General features: G+C 70.8%; 11 protein-coding genes. 4 read left to right on the plus strand and 7 right to left on the minus strand.

The window, feature by feature from the left end:
* Positions 1-6: 6 nt before the first annotated feature.
* A complete protein-coding gene (locus H1D24_RS02110; protein WP_181655583.1) occupies positions 7-1,329 on the minus strand; it encodes an extracellular solute-binding protein in 1,323 nt (440 codons plus the stop codon).
* Between the two features lie 483 nt (positions 1,330-1,812).
* Positions 1,813-2,958, minus strand: coding sequence for an ROK family transcriptional regulator (locus H1D24_RS02115; protein ID WP_181655584.1), 1,146 nt, complete (start codon positions 2,956-2,958; stop codon positions 1,813-1,815).
* Between the two features lie 603 nt (positions 2,959-3,561).
* On the opposite strand from H1D24_RS02115, the gene H1D24_RS43460 reads away from it, so the two are divergent.
* Positions 3,562-8,115: a glycoside hydrolase family 38 N-terminal domain-containing protein gene (locus H1D24_RS43460; RefSeq protein ID WP_309484174.1), complete on the plus strand. Its 4,554-nt coding sequence runs from the start codon at positions 3,562-3,564 to the stop codon at positions 8,113-8,115.
* A 190-nt stretch (positions 8,116-8,305) separates the two neighbouring features.
* Positions 8,306-9,307 (plus strand): GNAT family N-acetyltransferase, encoded by a 1,002-nt coding sequence (locus tag H1D24_RS02125; RefSeq protein ID WP_181655585.1) that lies wholly within the window; start codon positions 8,306-8,308, stop codon positions 9,305-9,307.
* A 242-nt stretch (positions 9,308-9,549) separates the two neighbouring features.
* Here the strand turns inward: H1D24_RS02125 and H1D24_RS02130 are convergent, their stop codons facing one another.
* The 5 genes from H1D24_RS02130 to glgX form a co-directional block, all read right to left on the minus strand.
* A complete protein-coding gene (locus H1D24_RS02130) occupies positions 9,550-11,529 on the minus strand; it encodes an ABC transporter transmembrane domain-containing protein (RefSeq protein WP_181655891.1) in 1,980 nt (659 codons plus the stop codon).
* Positions 11,530-11,555: 26 nt separating this feature from the next.
* A complete protein-coding gene (locus H1D24_RS02135) occupies positions 11,556-13,376 on the minus strand; it encodes an ABC transporter transmembrane domain-containing protein (RefSeq protein WP_181655586.1) in 1,821 nt (606 codons plus the stop codon).
* A gap of 82 nt (positions 13,377-13,458) precedes the next feature.
* On the minus strand, positions 13,459-15,324 hold the full coding sequence (locus tag H1D24_RS02140) for an ABC transporter ATP-binding protein (RefSeq protein WP_181655587.1): 1,866 nt from the start codon (positions 15,322-15,324) through the stop codon (positions 13,459-13,461).
* Positions 15,321-17,360 (minus strand): ABC transporter ATP-binding protein, encoded by a 2,040-nt coding sequence (locus H1D24_RS02145; RefSeq protein ID WP_181655588.1) that lies wholly within the window; start codon positions 17,358-17,360, stop codon positions 15,321-15,323. Before H1D24_RS02145 ends, H1D24_RS02140 begins: the two co-directional genes overlap by 4 nt.
* A gap of 230 nt (positions 17,361-17,590) precedes the next feature.
* Positions 17,591-19,933 carry a glycogen debranching protein GlgX gene (glgX, locus tag H1D24_RS02150; protein ID WP_181655589.1) on the minus strand — a complete coding sequence of 781 codons (2,343 nt, stop codon included), beginning with the start codon at positions 19,931-19,933 and terminating at the stop codon, positions 17,591-17,593.
* A gap of 337 nt (positions 19,934-20,270) precedes the next feature.
* Between glgX and H1D24_RS02155 the strand changes: the two genes are divergently transcribed.
* Together H1D24_RS02155 and H1D24_RS02160 are read left to right on the plus strand one after the other, a co-directional pair.
* Positions 20,271-21,464, plus strand: a complete 1,194-nt coding sequence (locus H1D24_RS02155) for a L,D-transpeptidase (RefSeq protein WP_374064075.1) — start codon at positions 20,271-20,273, stop codon at positions 21,462-21,464.
* Between the two features lie 181 nt (positions 21,465-21,645).
* Positions 21,646-22,959 (plus strand): Ig-like domain-containing protein, encoded by a 1,314-nt coding sequence (locus tag H1D24_RS02160; RefSeq protein ID WP_374064077.1) that lies wholly within the window; start codon positions 21,646-21,648, stop codon positions 22,957-22,959.
* Positions 22,960-23,033: the final 74 nt, after the last annotated feature.

The following is a 23,033-nucleotide window of genomic DNA, read 5'->3' on the forward strand; positions in this document are numbered from 1 at the left end:
CTACGCTCAGCCGCCGACCTGCTGGTTGTAGCCGTCCACGATGTTCTGCAGGGCCTTGTCGGCCGACTGCTGGCCGTTGATCGCCTTGCCGAGCTCCGTCTTGGTCGGGTCCTCGGTGAGGCTCTTGCCCTTCAGCACCCAGTTCGTCTGCGCGGTGTTGAAGTAGCCGGAGATCGGGTCGTAGAGCGGGATCGACTCGTTGTAGAGCTTGAACGCCGCCTGCGCCGCCTCGGACTCGAAGGGGTACTCCGGGTTCAGACCGCTCTCGACGGGCAGGAACCCGGACGCCTCACACAGCTCGCGGTAGTGGTCCGGCTCGTACAGCCAGGAGATGAACTTGTTCGCAGCGGTGGCCGCGTCGCCGTTGTTGTTGAACCCGACCACCATGCCGCCGCTGTTGACGTCGCTGGCCTGCACCGGCTCGGCGGGAGTCGGGACGCTCGCCCACTCGAACTTCTTGATGCTGTCCGCGAAGGCGGCAACCTGCCACACGCCGGACCAGTAGGCGACCACGTCGCCGCTCTGGAACATGGCCGACGGGTCGGCGCCGCTGGTCCACACCGACTTCGGCATGGTCTTGTCGTCGTTCAGCCCGACGAAGTAGTTCACGGCCTTCTTGGTCGCGGCGTCCGCCGAGAACTTGCCGGAGTCGTCCGCGTGGACGTACTTCCCGCCGAGCTCGTACACCATGGCGCGGAGCCGGGACGGCGACTGGTCGAACGTCAGGGAGTACTTGGCGTCGGTCTTCTCCCGGACCTCGTCCGCCGCCTTGATGAATTCCTTCCAGGTCCAGGTCTTCTCGGGCGACGTCGGGAAGGAGACGCCGGCCTTCTCGAACAGCGACTTGTTGATGAACAGGCCGGACGCGGTGATGTCCGAGGGGATGGACAGCACCTTCCCGGACGAGTCCTTGGCGACGAAGTTCCCGTTGATCTTGTTGCTCTTGCTGTTGGCGATGGAGCTGAGGTCGATCAGTTTGTTCGACCAGATCGGGTCCAGCGCCGGCACGGCCGCCACGTCGGGCAGCGAGTTCGCCTGCGCGGCGTTGTGCAGCTTCGTCGTGTAGCCGTCGTAGGGGATGTTGACGAGCTTGACGGAGACGCCGGCTTCCTTCTTGTACTGCGCCACCATCTTCTTCCAGCCCGCGTCCTGCCCCGGAACCGTGGAGATCCAGAACGTCAGCGACTTGGAGGTCCCGCCCGAGTCGGACCCCGACCCGCAGGCGGAGAGCAGCAGGGCACCTGCCGTGGCCACGGCAGCGAGGGGAACCATGCGGCGTATGCCGCCGCGGCCGAGTCGGCGGGAGCGCCGCACAACCACACTGATCATCTTCGATCCCTTTTCGTCGTAGCGGACCGAGCACGGCGCCGGCCGCTGGTAGTCGCAGGTCCCCGTTTCCTGTCACTGCGATTGAGCGCTTCCGCGGGCCGCGGCCTCGCCCGGCCGCACCGCTTGAGTGGGTTGAAGGTCCCAGTTCACTCGCTGCCTCGCAGCGGTGGTACGAGCACGCCCTCGTACGGGACAGCTCACCCGAACCGGAGTCCCGCCGGTTGTGGTAAGCGCTTGCCCGGGACCCTGGCAGATGGGGCGGGGCGGCGTCAATGTCCTGTCATAGTGCCGAGGGTCACGGTTCGGACTCGCGGCTTCCACAAAGGGCCAGGGCGTCGGGGAGGTACGGGCTACGGCGCCGGCCGAGGCGCGGGCTGGGGGCGTGCAGCGCCGTGGCCGTGGGGCATGGTGCGCGGGGGGCGGGCGCGGTGGGGCTGAGTTCAGGGCGGGGTGCCATGGGTCGCGGACCGGGCCGGGCCGAGGTCAGGCCGGGGCGCCGTCGGTCACCGCCCGGACTCCGCGGGCCACGGCAAGGCGGGTGGCGCCCACCACCGTGCCGTTGCTGCCGAGCATGCTGGACACCACTTCGGTGGGCCAGCTGAGCCGGTCCAGCTCCGCCCGCACACCGCGCAGGAGCTGCGGATTCGCGCCCGTGCCGCCGCCCAGCACGATCAGTCCCGGATCGAGCACGGCGGCCACGGCGGCGGCGAGCCGGCCCACGTCGGCGGCATGGCGGCCGACCGCGGCGCAGGCTGTGGCGTGGCCCTCCTCCGCGAGGGCGAAGAGCCGCTCGGGGGTACGGGGGCACGGCCCGTCGCCGTCCTGCCAGGCCTGGGCGGCCCGGCGCAGCAGGGAGCGCACGCCGATGTACTCCTCCAGGCCTTCGTGGCGCGGTTCGCGGCCCTCGTCCCAGGGGTACGGCAGCCGGGCCACCTCTCCGGCCGCGCCGTTCGCGCCGCGCAGCACCTGGCCGCCGATGACGATGCCGAGGCCGATGCCCAGGCCGATCTGCAGATAGCCGAAGGTGTGGCGGCCGCGGGCGGCGCCCTCGTGCAGCTCGGCGAGCGCGGCGCAGTTGACGTTGTTCTCGAGATGGACGGGAGCACCAGGCGGCAGTGCGACGGCCATGGCATCGAACGCGGGGCCGGCCTTGGCGGTCGCGGGGCGCATACCGGTGCCGCCGCGGCCCTTCGCGGTGACGTCGCCGACCGCGACGACGACGGCGCGCAACGGGGCGCCTGGGGGCAGCGCTTCGAGGACCCCACGTACGGCACCGGCGGCATTCGGCCGGGAGTCCGCGCCCTCGGCGAGCAGGGAGCCGTCCAGAGCGCAGCCCCGCACCTGGGTGCGCGTGGGGGCCAGGTCGATGGCGAGCACGGCGCCGGCGGCCGGGCCGAGGCCGTAGATCGCGGCCGAGCGGCCGGTGCCACCGTTGGCGGTGCCGAAGCGGGTGGCGAGACCGGCGGCCTCCAGCTCGGCCATGGCGGTGGAGACGGTGGGTTTGGAGAGCCCCGCGCGCTCCGCGAGCTGCGGCCGGGTGGCGCGGCCCGCGTCGGCCAGGACGGCGAAGACGCTTGCGGCGCTGTCGCTCAGCCGCGGATCGGTGGCGGCGCGATGACCGTTGGTCATGGGTTCCCCCTGTGTTCTGTGCCCGGCCGGGAAGGTGCCTCGGGTACCTGCGGGGTCGAATGAATCCTGGGTTGATCAGCGAAAACGCTCAACGGGGAGCGGGATACGCCGGTCCCCTTGACGGAGCCTACTTCATTAGTTAATTTCCTAACGAATCCAGGCGATGATGTCACGCCCGTCATCGCATTCGCTCCGAGATCCGTCCCGGGATCTCCCAACCGATTACCCACCCCACCAGCAAGCTGATGCTCACGTCACGGCTCGCCCGCCGTGCGCAGCACCGGCACCCGCTCCACTGCTGTGTGGCGCACGAGGCTATGCGCGGGCCGTTAGTTTCGCGGGCCGGTGGTTCGCCGAGCGCGGCGTCGCAGCGGACGACCTCGTCGTACGACCGTGGTGTCGCCCTGACCGGCCGATGCCGTGCAGGCGTTCTGCGCTGACCACAGGTGTCGTACCAGGCGTTCAGCGAAGCCACCCTTGCTGAGGCGCTTGCGTCCGCCCTGGTGCGGCCGTCGCGTACGCCGCCCGGTGGACGGGCCGTACGGCCGTCCCGCGCGCCCTCGCCCCGTTCCCCTTCCACGGGCCCTCGTTCCGGCGTCGCCCGTGCTTTCCCACCCTCTTCGCAGCCATTTTCTGAACCTGTCGCTGACCCTGACCCGAAAGGCATACGCCGACATGCGGATCTGCGCGGTCCGGTCCACCGATCTCTTCGTCGGTACGGAACACTCCCCCCGCCAGGTCGTACGGGTCACCGTGCGCCGCGACAACGGCGACGGCGACAACGGCGACGGCGGCGAGGGCGCGGCCTTCGGGGGCGGTTCCGTGCGGGTCCGCGTCGAGGGGCCGCTGGTGAGTACCCCGGAACCCGCAATGGTCCGGCTCCCCGTCGCGGGCCGGGAGACCGTCGTCGAGGTCGGTGTCGTCCTGGGCGCCCCCGCCGCCATCGGGTCCGAGCACCGGGTGACCGCGATCGCGGAAGCCGTGGACGGCAGTTGCCGCCGCACCGCCGAGGGAACCGTCACCGTCGAGGCCCCCGGCTGGACCATGTGGATGGTCTCCCACTTCCACTACGACCCGGTCTGGTGGAACACCCAGGCGGGCTTCACCGAAGTACGCCACGAACTCCCCGATCTGCCTTGGGTGGACCGCCTCCGCCCGCCCCATGTGCGCAGCGCCTTCGACCTCGTACGAGCCCATCTGGACTCGGCGCGGCACGACGACGACTACCGCTTCGTGCTCGCGGAGATCGACTATCTCAAGCCGCACTGGGATGCCTTCCCACGCGACCGCGCCGACCTGCGCCGCTTCCTGCGCGACGACCGGATCGAACTGGTCGGGGGCAGCTACAACGAGCCCAACACCAACCTCACCCACCCCGAGTCGACGATCCGCAACACCGTCTACGGCATCGGCTACCAGCGCGACGTACTCGGCGGTGATCCGCGCTCCGGCTGGCTGCTCGACGTGTTCGGCCACGACCCGGCGCACCCCGGGATCATGGCCGACGCCGGACTCGATTCCAGCGCCTGGGCACGCGGTCCCTTCCACAACTCCGGGCCGATCGGGCACACCGGGGACATCGCCCGCATGCAGTTCCCCAGCGAGTTCGAGTGGATCGCGCCCAGCGGCCGCGGTGTCCTCACCCACTACATGGGCGCGCACTACACGGCCGGTTGGGCCATCCACCGGACCGAGTCGCTCGAGGCCGCGATGGTGGCCGCGTACGAGCAGTACGCCCAGTTGAAGAAGGTCGCCGCCACCCGCAATGTGATGCTGCCCGTGGGCCACGACCACAACGTGCCGTCCCGCTGGTGCACCGAGATCCACCGGGAGTGGGCCAAGCGCTATGTCTGGCCGCGCTTCACTATGGGTCTGCCGCGGGACTTCTTCGCGGCCGTGCGCAGTGAGGCGAGGGCGGCGCCTTTCCTGACCCTGGGCCCTTCGGGTACGGCTTCCCCAGTCCCATCGCGTACGGCCTCCCGGGCTGCTTCCCGTACAACGTCGGTGATCACGCCGCAGACCCGGGACATGAACCCGGTTTTTACCGGCAAGGACGTCTCGTACATCGACACCAAGCAGGCGCAACGGGCCGCCGAGACAGCCGTACTGGACGGCGAACGGCTCGCCACCCTCGCAAGCCTCTTCGGCGAGCGCTTCCCCAGCGAGGCGCTCGACAAGGCCTGGCGCCTCCTCGCCTACGGCGCGCACCACGACGCCGTCACGGGCACCGAGTCCGACCAGGTCTATCTCGATCTGGCCGACAACTGGCGTGAGGCCTACGAACTCGGCGACAAGGTGCGGACGGACGCGCTGGGGCAGATCGCCGCCCGCACCGACACGCGCGGCACTCTCGCGCCCGGGCGACCCCTGCTGGTCACGAACACTCTTTCCTGGGAACGGGACGGCCTGGTCACCGTGGACGATGCGGCAGGCGCCGCCGAAGTCCGTGACGAGGCCGGGCTGCCCGTGCCCTCGGTCACGGACGGCTCCACTCTCGCCTTCCTCGCCCAGGGCGTGCCCTCGCTCGGCCACCGCGTCTACCACTTCGTCGAGCCCGAGGTGTCCACGGAACCCGAACGGGCCACGGAACCCGAACGGGCCACCGCCGGCTGGACCCTCGTACCCGAGGCCACGAGCATCGAGAACGAGAGCTTCCGGGTCGAGGCCGACCCGGCCCGCGGCGGTGCGCTGAGCCGCATCACCGATCTGCGCACCGGCCGCGAACTGCTCCGCCCGGGCGGTCTCGGCGCCGAACTGACCCTGCAGGACGAGTACACAACCCACCCCGTCTGGGGTGAGGGCCCCTGGCATCTGCTTCCCAAGGGGCCCGGCACGGGCACCGGCACCCGGTCCGCCACCTCCGTACGCGTCGAGCGCTCCGCCATCGGCGCGCGGATCACCACCGAAGTACACCTGGACACCTTGCGGATCACCCAGACGGCCACCCTCCTCCAGGGCAGCTCCCGCATCGACTTGCGCACCCGCGTGGACGGCTCCATCGGAGAGGACCGGCTGCTGCGGGTCCGCTTCGATCTCGACCTGCCCGGGACGCTGCCGGTCTCCGAGGTGGGATTCGCCGCGATCGGGCGGCCTTTCGGCTTCCCGGAGTCCGACACCGCCGAGCACCTGTGGACCCTCGACAACCCCGCCCACACCTGGGCCGGGCTCTCCACGACCGCACGCATCGCCCTGCATCCGGCCGCGAACCCAGCCGCGCACCCAACCGGGAACCAAGCGGCTGACGCGTCCGCGCACCCACCAGCCGATCCGCCCGCCCATCCGGCCCACGCCAGAACGCTGTCGCACGCCATAGGCGTAGCCGAAGTGATCGCCCCCGAAGACCATGATGTACGCCCCCTCCTCGCCGCACTCGTCGCCCAGGGCGTGACCGCCACCTGCACGCGCCCGGACGGCCCGCGCCACGGCTCGCTCGACGCGGACTCCAACCTCCCCGACATCAGAGTCGCATCCGGTACTGACAACGCCTTCGCCGAACGCGTCCTGGCCGCGACCGGAGCGGACGAAGCCGCCTACCGGGCGGCCCTCGCCGCCCACGGCCGCGTCTTCGTACCCGCCGTCCGTACCCGCCGCGAAGCCTGGGTCCCCGGCGCCGACCTACGCGGCCCGCGCGACCTGCCGGTCCTTATCGTGCGGGACGCCGACACGCTCGCCGCCGACCTCTCGGACGCGGTCGTCGACGTTCCCGTACCCGACGACCTGCCCACCACCGCCGAGCCGGCCGACGACTACTCCGTCGCCCTGATCAACCACGGCACCCCCGGTTCCGTCGCCACCGCCGACGGAACCCTCTACCTCTCCCTCATGCGTTCCTGCACCGACTGGCCCAGCGGCGTCTGGCTGGACGGCCCCCGCCGCACCGCCCCCGACGGCAGCAGCTTCGCCCTCCAGCACTGGACGCACGAGTTCCGGTACAGCCTCGTCGGCGGCTCCGGCGACTGGCGCCAGGCAGGCTTCGTACGCGCCGGACGCGAGGCGAACCACCCCCTCCTCGCCGTGCCCACCGCCCCCTCCGACGGCGAACTCCCGTCCCGCACCTCGCTCCTGACCGTCGAACCGGCCAACGCCGTGCTCTCGGCGCTCAAACCGCGCGGCAATCCCATGGCCTCCGGGCTCCCCGGCGACACCGATCCCGCCACCGACGGCCTGGTCCTGCGCCTGTACGAGTCGGAGGGGCGGCCGGTGACGGCGCGGGTTCGCCTCCATGGCGGACTCACCGCCGGCGAGGCCACGGATCTCCTGGAACAGCGCACGGTACGACCGCTGACCGCCGACGACGACGGCTCGCTCAGCATCGGCCTGGCGGCGGCAGACGTCGCGACGATCGCGGCCCGCCCGGGCCTGGCGGGGCGCGACCGGCCCACCCAGGACACCGATGGCGGTGGCCCGGCCCGCGAACCCGTCCAGCCGGTCTTCACCCGCTACTGGCTGCACAACACGGGCCCGGCACCCATCGGTTATCTCCCGGTCAGCCTCCGCCTGGAGCGCGAGGAACGGTTCGGCGAGGCGGGGGAGTCCGGCGAGCCCGTGGGAAGCACAAAACGCGAGGAAACCATACGCACCACCGTCGCCGCCTCCGCCCTCCCGGCCAGTGGCACCGTTTCCCTGTGCATCCCGGCAGGCCTCACCGTGGCAGCGCACGCGCCGCTCCGGTATGACCTTGCGCCCGGCGAGTTCGCGGAGTTCGACGTCACCGTGCGTCCGGAGAAGGACGCGGCCCCGGGCACGTACTTCCTGACGGCCCGGATCCCCGACGGCATCGGCCAGGTCCTGGAGGACGCGCTGCCCGTCACCGTCGGCGGCACCACGCATGCCTCTCCGTTCGACATCGACCTCTCGCACCCGGCCCCGGACCGCCTCGTCCTGCGCCTGACCGGCCACGCGCTGAGCGAAGTGCGCGGCGAAGCCCGCATCATCAGCCCGTACGGCACGTGGGGCACACCCGGCGACGCGGTCGCGATCACGCCCCGAATCCAGGGGTTCACCGTGTCGCCGGCAGCCACGACGGAACTCCACTTCGCCGTCACCCACCGCCGCCGGACCGGCGGCAGCGGCGACTGGTGGGCCCTGGCCAAGGTCTCCGCCTTCGGCAGCGTCCAGTACTCCGCGGCCGTGCCGGTCGTCGTGGGCGGCTCATGAGCGTTCTTCACGCGTTTGGGCTCCGGTACGAGCGCACAGACGATGACGATGTCGTCGAGTAGGGCCATGCGGCCATCACGGGCATCAACGGCCACTGCCCCGGGAGGTGCCGGAGCTGCGCTTCAACGCACTGGCAAAGACGGTAAGTTGGGGAACCCGAGTGCGGCACGAGATCACCCACGGGGGGCGCATGCTCACGGACCAGGTCGAGGCGATCGAGATCGTGCGAGCCGACGAGGCGCACTTACCGGACATCCTGGCGTTGGCGGACTCCTGGCGGCTGGACGCCAGGAACCCGGAGCGTGCGGGGAACGAGGGCTTCCTCGTCTCCGACTACACGCTCGAGCACTACCGCGCCAGGCTCACCACCGCCGAACACTTCTGGGTCGCGGTCAAGGGCACCGAGGTGCTCGGCTTCGTGCTGGCCTACAGCGACCAGCGCATCGAACCGGACGAGTGGCTCAACCACCGGATCAAGACCACGCTGGGCGCCTTCCTCGTCATCAAACAGATCTGCGTTTCGCGCTCCTCGGCGCGCACGGGAGTCGCCTCCCGGCTCTACCACCACGTTCTCGAGCAGTGGCAGGGCACCCCGGTGATCGCCGCGGTCGTCACCGAGCCGTACAACGCGGCATCGACGCTCTTCCATCGCAAGCTCGGCTTCGAGGAGCTGACACGGCTGACGCCGCCCGACGGCAAGCAGCGGATGGTGTGGGTGTGGCGCAAGCCGCGGGAGTCAATGCTCCAGGCGCAGTACACGGTCGCCATCGACCTCTACAAGCACGAGGACACGACCAACTGGCACAAGCTGAACAACTTCTTCTACATCACGGCCGGTCTGGCCGCCGCGCTCGGGTTCTCCGTCAGTCAGGACAAGCCGGCGTCCGGGTCCGTGGAGTCCATGGCGCACAGTCTTGCCGTGATCATCACGATCATCGGGCTCGCCTCCTCCATCGCCTTCTCGCAGATGCTGCGTTTCGGCCGCCGCTATCTCGACGCCCGCAAGCGGGCCGCCATGGAGCTCGAGGAGTACATGGCGTGGCACGGCGGGCAGCGGATCGTGGGCCGGGAGGTGGCCGAGGACGGCAACGACTGGCTCAGGAGGTCTCCGACAGGGCTCATCATGATGCTCCTGCCGGTACTGGTGGCGCTCTGCTGGGCGGCGATGCTGGGCGTGCTCATCGCCAACTGATCCCAGGATCGCCCACGGCAGACCTCGGTTCGGCTCGGGGCCTGCCGGTGACCGGGAGCGGTGACTCTTGCGACTCACTGCTCAGCCGCGGAACCAGGCTCAGCCCAGAAACACGTCCTGCCACACCATCCGGTGGTCCGAGCTGGGGACGGGCGTGGAGCCGTCGCCCGTCAGGCGGTGCAGCGGGCTGCTGCTCGGCGGCCAGAACACTGATTCCTTCTGCGCTGGATGCCGCGGCTCATTCAGTCGCCGACAGCCGCCGACTCACCGTGCCAGGTGCGCCACAGTGCCGCGTACGCCCCACCGGCCGCCACGAGGCCGTCGTGCGTGCCGAGTTCGGTCAGGCGGCCCTCCTCCATCACGGCCACCCGGTCGGCGTCGTGTGCCGTGTGCAGGCGGTGCGCGATCGCGATGACGGTCCGGCCCTCGAGGACGGCGGCCAGCGCACGCTCCGTGTGGCGTGCGGTCGTCGGGTCGAGGAGCGCTGTGGCCTCGTCGAGGATGAGTGTGTGCGGATCGGCCAGCACGACACGCGCCAGGGCCAGTTGCTGGGCCTGGGAGCCGTCGGTGCGATGCCCGTCGGGCCCCAGCTCGGTGTCCAGGCCGTGCGGCAGCTCATCCGCCCAGTCGGCTCCGACGGCGGCGAGTGCTGCGCACAGATCTTCGTCGGTGGCCGAGGGCTCGGCGATCAGCAGGTTGTCGCGGACCGTGCCGAGGAACACGTGGTGCTCCTGGGTGACGAGGACGACCTGCCGTCGCAGCTGCTCGGGGTCCAGGTCGGCGATCGGCACCCGCCCTACCGTCACCGTGCCGGTGCGCGGCGCGTCGATGCCCGCGAGCAGCCTGCTCAGGGTGGTCTTGCCCGCGCCGGACGGCCCCACGACGGCCAGCCGCTCGCCGGGCCGTACGGTCAGGTCGACCCCGCGCAGGACCTCGCCTCCGCCGGGGTAGGCGTAGCGCACACCGGTCACGTCGATCCGGTCGTCCACGGGGGTCGCCGGGGTCGCCGGGGTGGAGGAACCGGCTGATGACACCTCCGGACGCCGGGCCGGACTTGGAGCCTGGGCCGGACTTGGAGCCTGGGCCGGACTCGGAGCCCGGGCCGGCCTCGGGGCCCGGGCCAGCCCTTCGACGCGGGCGAAGGACGCACTGCTGCTCTGCAACTGCTCGACCCGCATCAGGATCGTGTCGAGCGGCTCGCCCAACTGCCGCAGATACAGCGCTGCGGCGACGACGGCACCCAGGCTCAACGCACCCCGCTCGAGCAGCACTCCGCCCATCAACAGCACGGCGACCACGGGGACCGTGTACGAGACCTCCACGATCGGCCAGAGCACGGTGCGCAGGAACAGCGTGTGCAGCCGTCTGCGCCGGGACGTCTCGAGCGCGTCCCGGCTCGCGGTGACACGCCGCCGCTGCAGCCCGAACGCCTCAACAGTGCGGGCTCCGGATGCGGTGGCGGCGAGGATCTCGGCGACGTCCGAATTGGCCGTGCCCTCGGCGAGATAGGCGGTGCGCGCCCGGCGCAGATACCAGCGCATGGCGAACCAGATACCGAGCAGGCCGAGCATCCCGCAGCAGCCGAGCAGCGGGTCGACGGCGAAGACGGCGCCGAGGATGAACAGCGCCTGGGCCGTGGAGATGAGCAGCTCGGGACCCGCGTCGCGCAGGGTCGTGCCCACCGCGGCGACATCGGCGGTGCCACGAGCCGTCAGGTCGCCCGTACCGGCGCGCTCCACGGTCGAGGCGGGCAGCGCGAGTGCCCGGTCGACGAACTCCTCACGCACGCGTGCCAGGGTCCGCTCGCCGAACCGGTGCCCCACGTACCGGGCGGAGCGCGCCAGCAGCAGCTGCGCCACCGTGCAGACCAGGATGGCGAGCGCCAGCCGGTCCACGACGCTCACGTCGCCCCCTGCCCGGACCTCGTCGATGATGCGTCCGAGCAGCCAGGGGCCGACGAGGCCGGCGCCCGCGGCCAGGGCGTTCAGGGCGAGCGCGGCGGCGAAGGCGCGTCCGTCCGCCCGGATCAGCCGGCCCGCTGCCCGGCGTACGTCGGCGGGTTCGGCGATGGGCAGCTGAGCCGACTTCCGTGCCGACGCGGTCGCCGATTCGTGTGCCGACTCCCGTGCCCTGTTCCGCGCTGTCGTCTTGTGGGCCGACGTCTTGCGCGCCGTCGTCTTGCGCGCCGTCGTCTTGCCGACCGTCGTCTTCCGGGCCGACATCTTCCCGTCCGTCCCTTTCCGCGCCGTCACCGAACGGCCTCCTCTGCGTCCGTGTCGCGGGCCACGAGCGCGCGGTATCCCGGCTCCTCGCTGAGGAGTTCACGGTGGCAGCCGACGGCGGCGACCTTGCCGTCGACCAGGTAGTACACGGCGTCCGCCCGGTCCAGCACCAGCGGCGACGTGCTCGTGACGACGGTCGTGCGGCCGGAGCGTACGGCCCGCAGCCGGGCCGCGACGGCGGCCTCGGTGTGCGCGTCGAGCGCCGAGGTGGGCTCGATCGCCAGCAGCACCTCGGGATCGGCCAGCAGTGCCCGGACCAGGCGTACGCGCTGCCGCTGGCCTCCGGAGAGGTTGCGGCCGCCTGCGTCGACGGCCGAGTCGAGCCCGTCCGAGAGGCCCAGGACGATGTCGTCCGCCACAGCAGCGTGCACGGCGCGGGCGATCGCCGCGTCGTCCTTGCCGTCCGGTCCCCATCGGCCGCAGACCAGGACGCGCAGTGTGCCCGCGAACAGGTCGGCCTCGTTGTCCGCGACCAGGATCCGCTCGCGCACCTGCGGCAGGGCGATCTCGTCGAGGCGCACCCCGCCCCAGGTCGCCGCGGATTGCGTGTACCGGCCGAGCCGGTCGACGACGGCCGCGGACTCCGCGGGTCGCGCGCCGACCAGCGCGGTCAGCCTGCCCGGTGCCACCTCGACGCCGGACTCCGGATCGCGCAGCACGGACGGGCACGTGGGGGCGTCCAGGGCACCGCTCCCGGCGGACCCGGTCGTGGGCTGGAGGCGTTCCGCGGGCTGGAGGCGTTCCACGGGCTGGAGGCGTTCCGCGGACTCGAGGCGCTCCGCGGGCTCGAGGAGTTCCGAGGGTTCCAGCGCCAGAAACCGTACGACGCGCCGCGCGGCGACCAGAGCCCGGCTGACCTGGTAGCCGCACTCGATGAAGAACGCCACCGGCATCACGAGGACCGCGACATAGCCATAGACCGACACCAACTCGCCCACGGTGATGGCGCCCTGCGCGGCAAGCCGCGCCGCCAGCCAGGTCACGACGGCGAGGAAGAGCATCGGCAGGCCGATGCCGAGCGCCTGGATCCAGCTGGTCACCGCCCCGACCCGGTACCCCTCCGCCTGCAGCTCCCGCGAGTCGCGCCGGAAGTTGCCGGCGTACAGCCCTTTTCCGCCCAGGCCGTTGAGCACCCGCAGGCCCTGCGCCAGGTCGCCGATACGCGCGGTCAGCCTGCCCTGCCGCTCGCGGTACCTCGACTCCGCGCCCTGCAGCCGCGCCATGAGCGGGCTGACCAGTGCGGCGGTGAGCGGCACCCCGAGCAGTACCACTGCGGCGAGCGGCAGCGAGATCGACAGCAGGATCACGGCCACGACGACGTACGCGACGGCCGAGCCGAGGCCCGGGCCGACGATGGTCAGGGACTGGCTGATCGTCTGGACGTCGCTGACGCCGATCGTCACCACCTCCCCGGCCCTGACCTGGCGCGGCAGCGCGGCACCCAGCCGCACCGCCTGCCCGACGACGACCTTCACCGTGCGGAAGTTGGCGTCCATGCGGAGTCTGGTCATCGTGCGGTGCCGCATGATGCTCACCCAGGCGTTGAACGCCCCGAGACCCAGCAGGGCGGCGGCCCAGCCGGCCAGCGCGGTCTGGTCTCCCGGCTCCAGACCGTCGTCGATCGCGCGTGACAGCAGGTACGGCGTCAGTGCCATGAGCACCATCCAGACGCTGCCCAGCAGGGCGCCCGCGGCGGCCCGGCCTCGCTGGCTGGTGACCAGCCACCACAGATACCGGCCGCCGCTGCGACAGTCAGGTGTCCCGGGATCCTCGTACGCGTCGATCATCCGCCCCTGCCCTTCTTCCACCCGTCAGCCCCGCCGAACACACGCCCCCTGCCTGTGCGCACCGCCCGTGCAAGCCCCGCCTCTACACGAGGCTGTTGCGCCATGCCCGGTGCAGATCCGCGAACCGGCCTGTCCCCGCGATGAGTTCGGAGGGCGGGCCGTCCTCCACGATGCGGCCGTGCTCCATGACCAGCACCCGGTCGGCGATCTCCACCGTCGACAGGCGGTGTGCGATCACGACCGCCGTGCGGCCGTTCAGCACCGTGTGCATCGCGCGCTGCACGGCGCGTTCTCCGGGGATGTCCAGGGAGCTGGTCGCCTCGTCCAGGATCAGCACGGCGGGGTCGGCGAGGAGGGCGCGGGCGAAGGCCACCAACTGGCGCTGACCGGCCGAGATACGGCCGCCCCTCTTGCGTACGTCGGTGTCGTAGCCGTCGGGCAGGGCGCTGATGAAGTCGTGCGCGCCGATGGCCTTGGCGGCCTGTTCGATCTCTTCGCGGGTGGCGTCGGGGCGGCCGATGGCGATGTTCTCCGCCACCGTGCCGGAGAACAGGAACGCCTCCTGGGTCACCATCACCACACCGCGCCGCAGTTCGGGCACCGACAGGTCGCGCAGGTCGACACCGTCGAGGAGGACCCGGCCCGCCGAGGGGTCGTAGAAGCGGGCCAGCAGCTTGGCGAGCGTCGACTTGCCGGCGCCCGTGGAGCCGACGACGGCGACCGTCTGCCCGGCCGGGAGGCTCAGATCGAAGCGGGGCAGAACCTCGCCTCCCGTGCGGTAACCGAACGAGACGCCCTCGAAGACGACCTCGCGGCCCGGCCGGTCACCTGCCAGGGCCGGCAGCGGGCGCGGCGACTCCGGCTCCGGCACGGACGGCTCCTGGTGCAGCAGGCCCGCGATCTTGCGGAGCGAGGCGGCCGCCGACTCGTACGAGTTGAGGAACATCGCCAGCCGGTCGATCGGGTCGTAGAGCCGCCGGATGAACAGGACGGCCGCGGCCAGCACGCCCAGCTCCAGGGACCCGGCCGCGACGCGGTAGGCGCCCCACAGCACCATCCCGGCCACGGCTGTGTTCGCCACGAGCCGTGAGCCGACGACATAGCGCGCCATCTCCAGCAGCGCGTCGCCGTTGGCGCGCTGGTGACGGTGGTTGAGGACCGCGAAGTCCTTGTCGTTCGCCCGCTCGCGGCGGAAGGCGCGGACCGGGCGGATGCCGTTCATGGTCTCCGCGAACTTCACGATCACGGCGGCGATCGCCGACGACCGCTCCCCGTACACGCGGGCCGCACGCCGCCGGTACAGCTGGATCAGCACGTACAGCGGCACGAAGGACAGCGCGGCCACGCTGCCGATGCCGAGGTCGAGCCAGAGCAGCATCGCGGTGATGTAGACCGAGGCGAGGATGACGTTGATCAGCTCCTGCAGCCCCTCGGCGAGCAGCTCGCGCAGGGACTCCACGTCCGTGGTCGCACGGGAGATGAGGCGGCCGGAGGTGTAGCGGTCGTGGAAGTCCACGCTGAGGGCCTGCGCATGGCGGAAGATACGGCCGCGCAGATCGAGGAGAACGTCCTGGTTGACGCGGGCGGACAGCCGTACGAATGCGTACAGGAGGGCGCCGGAGCAGGCCGCCGCCAGCAGATAGCCGACGGCGACGGCGATCAGAGGCCCGTAGTGATGCGCCCGGAACGCGGGCACCGCGGTGTCGATGGCGTACGCGACGAGCAGCGGGCCCGCCTGCACCGCGGCCTGCTGGAGGAGCAGACACAGGGCGACCGCCCAGACGGTGCGGCGCCGGGGTGCGAGCAGCGAACGCAGCAGGGCGCCGGTCGCGCCCTTGGGCGTGGGCAGGTCGTCCTTGTCGAACGGGTCTCCCTTGGCGGGGAGTCCGGGCTCGTCGACGGGATCCGGGGTGGTCGGCGGTTTCTGAGTTGCGGCGGTGGTGGTCATGGTGCGTCGCCCCCTTGTTCGCCCTGTTCGCCCTGTTCGCCCTGTTCTCGCTGTTGGTGACCGGGCTGGCCGTGCCCGTCCTGACCGTGCCTGTCCTGGGGGTGCCGGTCCTGACCGTGTCTGTCCTGGGGGTGCCCGTCCTGGCCGTGGCCGTCTTCGCCGGACATGAGGTGCCGGTACTCGGCGTTCGTTCGCAGCAGCTCCTGATGCGTACCCACCGCGGCGATTCGTCCGCCCGAAAGCAGCGCCACGCGGTCGGCGAGCAGCACGGTCGACGGGCGGTGCGCCACAACGAGAGCGGTGCTCTCGGCCAGTACCTCCCGCAGCGCCGCCTCCACCAGCGCCTCCGTGTGCACATCCAGGGCGGACAGCGGATCGTCGAGTACGAGGAAACGGGGCTCGCCCACGACGGCGCGGGCCAGTGCGAGCCGCTGCCGCTGACCGCCGGAGAGGCTGAGGCCCTGTTCGCCCACCTGGGTGGAGGCACCGTCCGGGAGCCGCCGGACGAATCCGGCCTGGGCGATGCCGAGCGCCCGGTCGAGCCGCTCGGGCTCGGCGTGCCCGTCCGCGCCCATGAAGACGTTCTCGGCCACCGACGCCGAGAACAGCGTCGGCTCCTCGAAGGCCACGGACACCAGCGTCCGCAGCTCCTCCCGCTCCATGGCGGTGATGTCCCGCCCGTCCAGGGTGATGCGCCCACCGGTGAGCTCGTGCAGGCGCGGCACAAGAGCCGTCAGGGTCGTCTTGCCGCTGCCCGTGGCGCCGACGAGGGCCATGGTCTCGCCGGGGCGGACGTGCAGATCGATCCGCTCGAGCACGGGGACGGAGTCGTCCGGGGCGTCCGGGTACCGGAACTCGACCCCGTCGAACCGCATTCCACCGTTGCCGTTGCCGTTGCCGTTGCCGTTGCCGACGCCATCGCCTTGGCCATCGCCGTCGTGATCCCTGTCGCCGCCGTCGGCCGCAGGGCCATTCACACCGACAGCCGAACCGCCGACCGCACCGGGCCGCTCCTCCACCGCGTCCATGACCTCGAAATACCGCCGCGTGGCGGTCGCCGCCTCCTGGCTCATGGCGAGCAGAAAACCGATCGACTCGATGGGCCAGCGGAGCGCGAGGGCGGTGGACAGGAACGCCACCAGCGTGCCGGCCGACAGGTCACCGTCGGCGACCTGCACGGTGCCGAGGACGAGCGCGGCGCCGAGAGCCGTCTCCGGCAGAACCGTGATGAGGCACAGGATCCCGGCGAGGAGCCGCGCCTTGGTGAGTTCGGTGCCCCGCAGCGTCCCCGAGAGCTCGCGGAAGGCTCTGGCCTGACTGCGGTGCCTCCCGAACCCCTTGATGATCCGGATCCCGAGAACCGACTCCTCGACGACGGTGGTCAGATCGCCCACCTGGTCCTGCGCCGTGCGTGCGGCGGTGGCGTACTTCGCCTCGAAGCGGTAGCAGAGCACCATGAGCGGTACGGCCGGCGCGAGCAGTACGAGCCCGAGCGTCCAGTCCTGCGCGATGAGGAGCCCGAATCCGGCGAGAATCGTCACCCCGTTGACCAGCAGGAAGGTCAATGGAAAGGCCAGGAACATCCGTACGACCATGAGGTCGGTCGTGCCGCGGGACAGCAACTGGCCCGACGCCCAGCGGTCGTGGAAGGCCACCGGGAGCCGCTGCAGATGCCGGTACAGATCGGCGCGCATCGCCGCCTCGACGCCGGCGAGCGGCCGCGCCACCAGCCATCGCCGCAACCCGAACAGCACGGCCTCGGCCACGCCCAGTCCCAGCAGCAGGCCCGCTCCCAGCCACACCCCACCGGGGTCGCGGTCGGCGACCGGGCCGTCCACGATCCACTTCAGCACGACGGGGAAGAGGAGCGACAGACACGACGCCACGACCGCGACCACCGCCGCGCTGAACCATCGTGCTCGTACGGGGCGTACGTACGGCCACAGGCGCAGCAGTGTCCGAACGGCGGACGGGGACGGGGCCTTGTGGGCCGCCGGGGCCGCGGGATCTGTGGTGGGTGCAGGTGAAGTGGACATCGTTTGCGAGCCTACGGTTCGGCACTGACAGTGCCCACCGAGTTTCGGCTGGGCTGGCGTGGTCCTGTGGTCCTACGACCGGATGTAGGCGGGTGGGGCCCTGCGGGGCCTCTTCCCCAGTCCCGCCCCTTCCCGGAACTGGGGGCTCCGCCCCCAGACCCCGCCTCCAGACCCGCGCTCCTCAAGCTCCCCAAGCTACCGCTGGGAGGTGCCCCCAGAGAGGCTGAATTTCACGCGGGCACAACCCGCAACAACAGAACCGCCCGAGCCGGCACCGTCACCTCCACCCCCGCGGGATGCACCGCCCCAGGCCCCTCAGCCTGTTCCTCCCGCGACGTGTCGACCACAACCTCGTACCGCTCCGCCCACGGAGCCCCCGGCAGCATGAAACTCACCGGCCGGTCCCCGGCGTGCAGCACCGCGAGGAAGCTGTCGTCGACGACCGGCGCACCCCGCTCGTCCCGTCCCGGGATGTCGCGGCCGGACAGGTACATCCCCAGCGTCGCAGCGGGCGCGTACCAGTCCCGCTCCGTCATCTCCGTGCCGCGCGCCGTGAACCACGCGAGGTCGCGCAGGCCGTCCGCCGAATGAGGGCGGCCGGAGAAGAAGGCGCGCCGCCGCAGAACCGGATGCGCGTGCCGCAGTGCGATCAGACGGGACGTCAGCTCGAAGAGGCCCCGCCAGCCCGGGTCGTCCAGGTGCGACCAGTCGACCCAGCTGATCTCGTTGTCCTGGCAGTACGCGTTGTTGTTGCCGCGCTGCGTACGGCCCAGTTCGTCGCCCGCGACCAGCATGGGCACGCCTGTGGACAGCAGCAGCGTGGTCAGCAGGTTGCGCAGTTGGCGGCGGCGCAGGGCGTTGACGCGCTCGTCGTCCGTCTCGCCCTCCGCGCCGCAGTTCCAGGACCGGTTGTCGTCCGAACCGTCCCGGTTGCCCTCGCCGTTGGCCTCGTTGTGCTTGCGTTCGTACGACACGAGGTCACGGAGCGTGAAGCCGTCGTGGGCGGTGACGAAGTTGACGGAGGCGTAAGGGCGGCGGCCGCCCCACGCGTACAGGTCGCTCGATCCCGACAGTCGGTAGCCCAGGTCGCGTACGTCCGGCAGTGCGCCCCGCCAGAAGTCGCGCACCGCACCCCGGTAGCGGTCGTTCCACTCGGTCCACAGGGGCGGGAAGGAGCCCACCTGGTAGCCGCCAGAGCCTACGTCCCATGGTTCCGCGATGAGTTTCACGCGCCGCAGCACCGGGTCCTGAGCGATCACCGCGAGGAACGGCGACAGCATGTCGACATCGTGCATGGCGCGTGCCAGCGCCGCCGCGAGGTCGAAGCGGAAGCCGTCGACGCCCATCTCGGTCACCCAGTAGCGCAGCGAGTCCGTGATGAGCCTCAGCACCTGCGGCTGGACCACATGCAGGGTGTTGCCGCAGCCCGTGTAGTCGGCGTACCTCCGTGCGTCCGACTGGAGGCGGTAGTAGCCGCGGTTGTCGATGCCCTTCAGGGACAGCGTCGGACCCAGCTCGCCCGCCTCCGCCGTGTGGTTGTAGACGACGTCGAGGATGACCTCGATGCCGGCCGCGTGCAGCGCCCGCACCATCCGTCGGAACTCGCCGACCTGCTGCCCGGTGGTGCCGCTCGCCGCGTACGCCGCGTGCGGCGCGAAGTACCCGATGGAGTTGTAGCCCCAGTAGTTGCGCAGGCCCTTGCGCAGCAGATGGTCCTCGTGCGCGAACTGGTGCACGGGCAGGAGTTCGACCGCCGTCACCCCGAGGCGTACGAGATGGTCGATCGCCGCAGGGTGCGCGAGGCCCGCGTAGGTGCCGCGAAGTTCCTCGGGTATGTCCGGGTGCAGCTTGGTGAAACCGCGTACGTGCAGCTCGTAGATGACCGAGTCCGCCCAGGGCGTCTTCGGGCGGCGGTCGTCGACCCACTCGTCGTCGGGGTCGTCGTCATGGACGACCACGCCCTTCGGGACGTACGGCGCCGAGTCCCGTTCGTCGCGCACCGTGTCCGCCATCCGCTGGTCCGGCCAGTCGCGCACATGCCCGTACACCTCCGGTGGCAGTCCGAAGTCGCCGTCCACCGCGCGCGCGTACGGGTCGAGGAGCAGCTTCGCCGGGTTCCAGCGGGCGCCGGTCCACGGGTCCCAGCGGCCGTGCACTCGGAAGCCGTACCGCTGTCCCGGCATCACACCCGGCACGAAGCCGTGCCAGATCTCGTGCGTCAGTTCGGTCAGTGGGCAGCGCGTCTCGCGGCCCTCGTCGTCGAAGAGACACAGCTCGACCGCCTCGGCACCGCCCGCCCAGAGCGCGAAGTTCGTGCCCGCCACCCCGTCGGGGCCGACCCGGAAGCGTGCTCCGAGCGGGGTCGGCGCTCCGGGCCACGCCGGAACGGCCGGCAGTGCCGGTTTGCTGCGTCGGCCGCCGCCACTCTCGACCTCTCCCCCAGTGCCTTGAAGGGCCTGGGAGGTACCCCCAGAGCGGGGGGACCCCCACAGCACGGCGGCTGGGCGCTCGGGCGTCCCGTTGCCCGTGCGCCGGCCCTCCTGGACTGCCTCCTGCTCGGCTGCGCTCGACACCTGTCAGCCTCCCGCGGCTCGGTGAGACGAGGCGCGACAGAAGGCCTGCGGCGTCGCCCCTCTTTCTGGTTCGCTCGCCTCCGGGTCGCTCCAGCGGTGTCGAGAAGCCGACCGTGCTCAGCCCTTCGGCCTCTGCGCGCCCGACTTCTCGCCACCGGAGCGCCCCTGCGGCTCTCAGGGGCGCGGCTCCCCACGCGATCGTCCTCCCAGTGTTCTGCCCAGAGCATGGCTCGCACTCACGTTTCCCCAGGAGGGGGAACGGTGGGTTTCCCCAGGAGGGGGAACGCTCGGTTTCCCGAGGAGGGTGCCCGTCGTTGGGATGGGCGTGATTCAGAAAGTGACGCGCGCTGGACGCGCAGGCGCCGCCCTGGCTGCCGTACTGACATGGGCCTGCCTGCTGGCAGGAGCGGCCGGTTGCACCCCGGACGGGGTCGCCGGCAAGCCACTGTCCCTCGAGGACGTGATCCGCATCTCGCCGGCCGACGGCAGCAAGGGCGTGAGCGTCGACGCACCCATCCGGGTGTCGGTGCCCGACGGACGGCTCGAGTCCGTGAAGGTGGTCAGGTCCCAGGACGCCCAGGACTTCCCGGTGCCGGGCCGCATCTCCCAGGACGGCATGACCTGGCGGCCGAACGTCAAGAAGCTGGAACTGGCCGCCAAGTACACGGTGGATGCGGTGGCACTGGACAGCAGGGGCCGCCGCTCCGCCCGGCACACCACGTTCACGACGGTCGTCCCCGATGAGCGGTTCATCGGTTACGTCACCCCGGAGAACCGTTCCACCGTGGGCGCCGGCATGATCGTCTCGCTGGAGTTCAACCGCGAGATCGAGAACCGCGCGGCCGTCGAACGAGCCGTGCGCATCCACTCCGAACCGGCCGTCGAGATCGCCCCGCACTGGTTCGGCAACACCCGCCTGGACTTCCGTCCGGAGAGATACTGGAGGCCGGGCACCAAGGTCACCGTCGATCTGCGGCTGCGTGACGTGCAGGCCGCGCCGGGCGTCTACGGACTGCAGGACAAGACCTTCTCGTTCACCATCGGCCGCAGCCAGGTCAGCCGGGTGGACGTCGCCGCGCACACCATGCAGGTGCGCCGCGACGGCGAGCTCATCGCCACCATGCCGATTACCGCGGGTGCGCCCAAGACCACCACGTACAACGGGAAGATGGTGGTCAGCGAGATGCTCGAGACGACCCGGATGAACAGCCGCACGGTCGGTTTCGGCGGTGAGTACGACGTCCCGGACGTGCCGCACGCCATGCGGCTCACCACATCCGGCACCTTCCTGCACGGCAACTACTGGATCCACAACGCCTTCGGCGTCGCGAACGTCAGCCACGGATGTATCGGGCTGCGCGATGTGAAGGGCGGCAACCAGGACACACCGGCCGCCTGGTTCTTCGACCGGAGCCTCATCGGGGACGTCGTCGAAGTGGTCAACTCCGCCGACAAGGAAGTCGCTCCGGACAACGGCCTCAACGGCTGGAACATGGACTGGGACGAGTGGAAGGCGGGCTCCGCGGACTGACTCCCCCTCCGAGGCCGGCCGGCCCGTCGACACCGCCACCAGGGCTCCACACGATTGAAGTTGGAACTGAACGGTGACAATCGCAAGGAGTCATCGAAGTCAGCCGTGTGGTTAATTTGCGCAGTGCGCGGGACGCGCGGGGGGCGGGCCTGACCAGGCCATGCGAGGGGAGAAACACATCTTGAACGGGCGACCGATATCGGGGGCGCCGGTTGGTGCGGGGCTGCGCCAGGGGCGAAGCGGCGGTCCGAGGCGGGGGAGTGCCACCGGGCGACGGGCTCGTACGGACCGGCCGGGTGGCACGGGTCTTCTCGCCCTGGTGCTGGGCGCGTTGCTGATACTCGTCACGGCGTGCGGCGGGGGCGGCGGCTCGAGCTCAGGCAGTGGTGACAAGAAGGGCAAGGGCTCGGACAAGGCGGCGGAGGCGACCGCACCGTCACAGGCCGTCGTGAAGATATCCCCCAAGGACGGCGCGGACGATGTCAAGACGACCGGCGCCCTCAAGGTCACCGCGGACAAGGGCAAGCTCACCGAGGTCAAGGTCGAGGACTCCAAGGGCAGTCCGGTCGAGGGAGAGATCACGGACGACGGCGCCGAGTGGACGCCCTCGCACCACCTCGCCTCCGCGACCAAGTACAAGGTCCACGCGGTGGCGGAGGACTCCGAGGGCCGGCAGTCGGCCAAGGACGCCACCTTCACCACCCTCGTACCGAAGAACACCTTCATCGGCTACTTCACGCCCGAGGACGGCTCGAAGGTCGGCGTCGGCATGCCCTTCTCGATCCGCTTCACGCGCGGGATGACCAACCCCGAGGACGTCGAGAGGGCGATACAGATCAAGGCCGAGCCCTCCGTGCCCGTCGAGGGCCACTGGTTCGGCAACGACCGCCTGGACTTCCGCCCGGAGAAGTACTGGAAGGAGGGCACCAAGGTCACCGTGCAGCTCAACCTCGACGGCGTCGAGGGACGGCCCGGCGTCTACGGCAAGCAGGCCAAGACAGTGTCCTTCACCATCGGCCGCGACCAGGTCTCCGTCGTCGACGTCAAGACCAAGAAGATGAAGGTCATGCAGGACGGCAAGGTCATCAAGACCATCCCCGTCACCACGGGCAAGCCGGGCTACGACACCTGGAACGGCCAGATGGTCATCAGTGAGAAGTACACGGTGACCCGCATGAACGGCGAGACGGTCGGCTACGCCGGCGAGTACGACATCAAGGACGTCCCGCACGCCATGCGCCTGACCGACTCCGGCACCTTCATCCACGGCAACTACTGGGGCGGCGGGGCCTTCGGAAACTACAACGCCAGCCACGGCTGCATCGGCCTGCGCGACGTGCGCGGCGGCTACGACAGCGGCGTGCCGGCCGCGTGGTTCTTCAACCACTCGCTGATCGGTGACGTCGTGGTCGTCAAGAACTCCAACGACCGGATCGTCGACCCGGCCAACGGGCTCAGCGGCTGGAACATGTCGTGGGAGAAGTGGAAGTCGTAGGACTCCTACGGCGGACGGGCTCGGTGTGTGACTGATCGCACCGGGCCCGTTGTCCTTAGTGCCCGTGCTGTGCC

Source organism: Streptomyces himalayensis subsp. himalayensis (genome assembly GCF_013778455.1).
Lineage (GTDB): Bacteria > Actinomycetota > Actinomycetes > Streptomycetales > Streptomycetaceae > Streptomyces > Streptomyces himalayensis.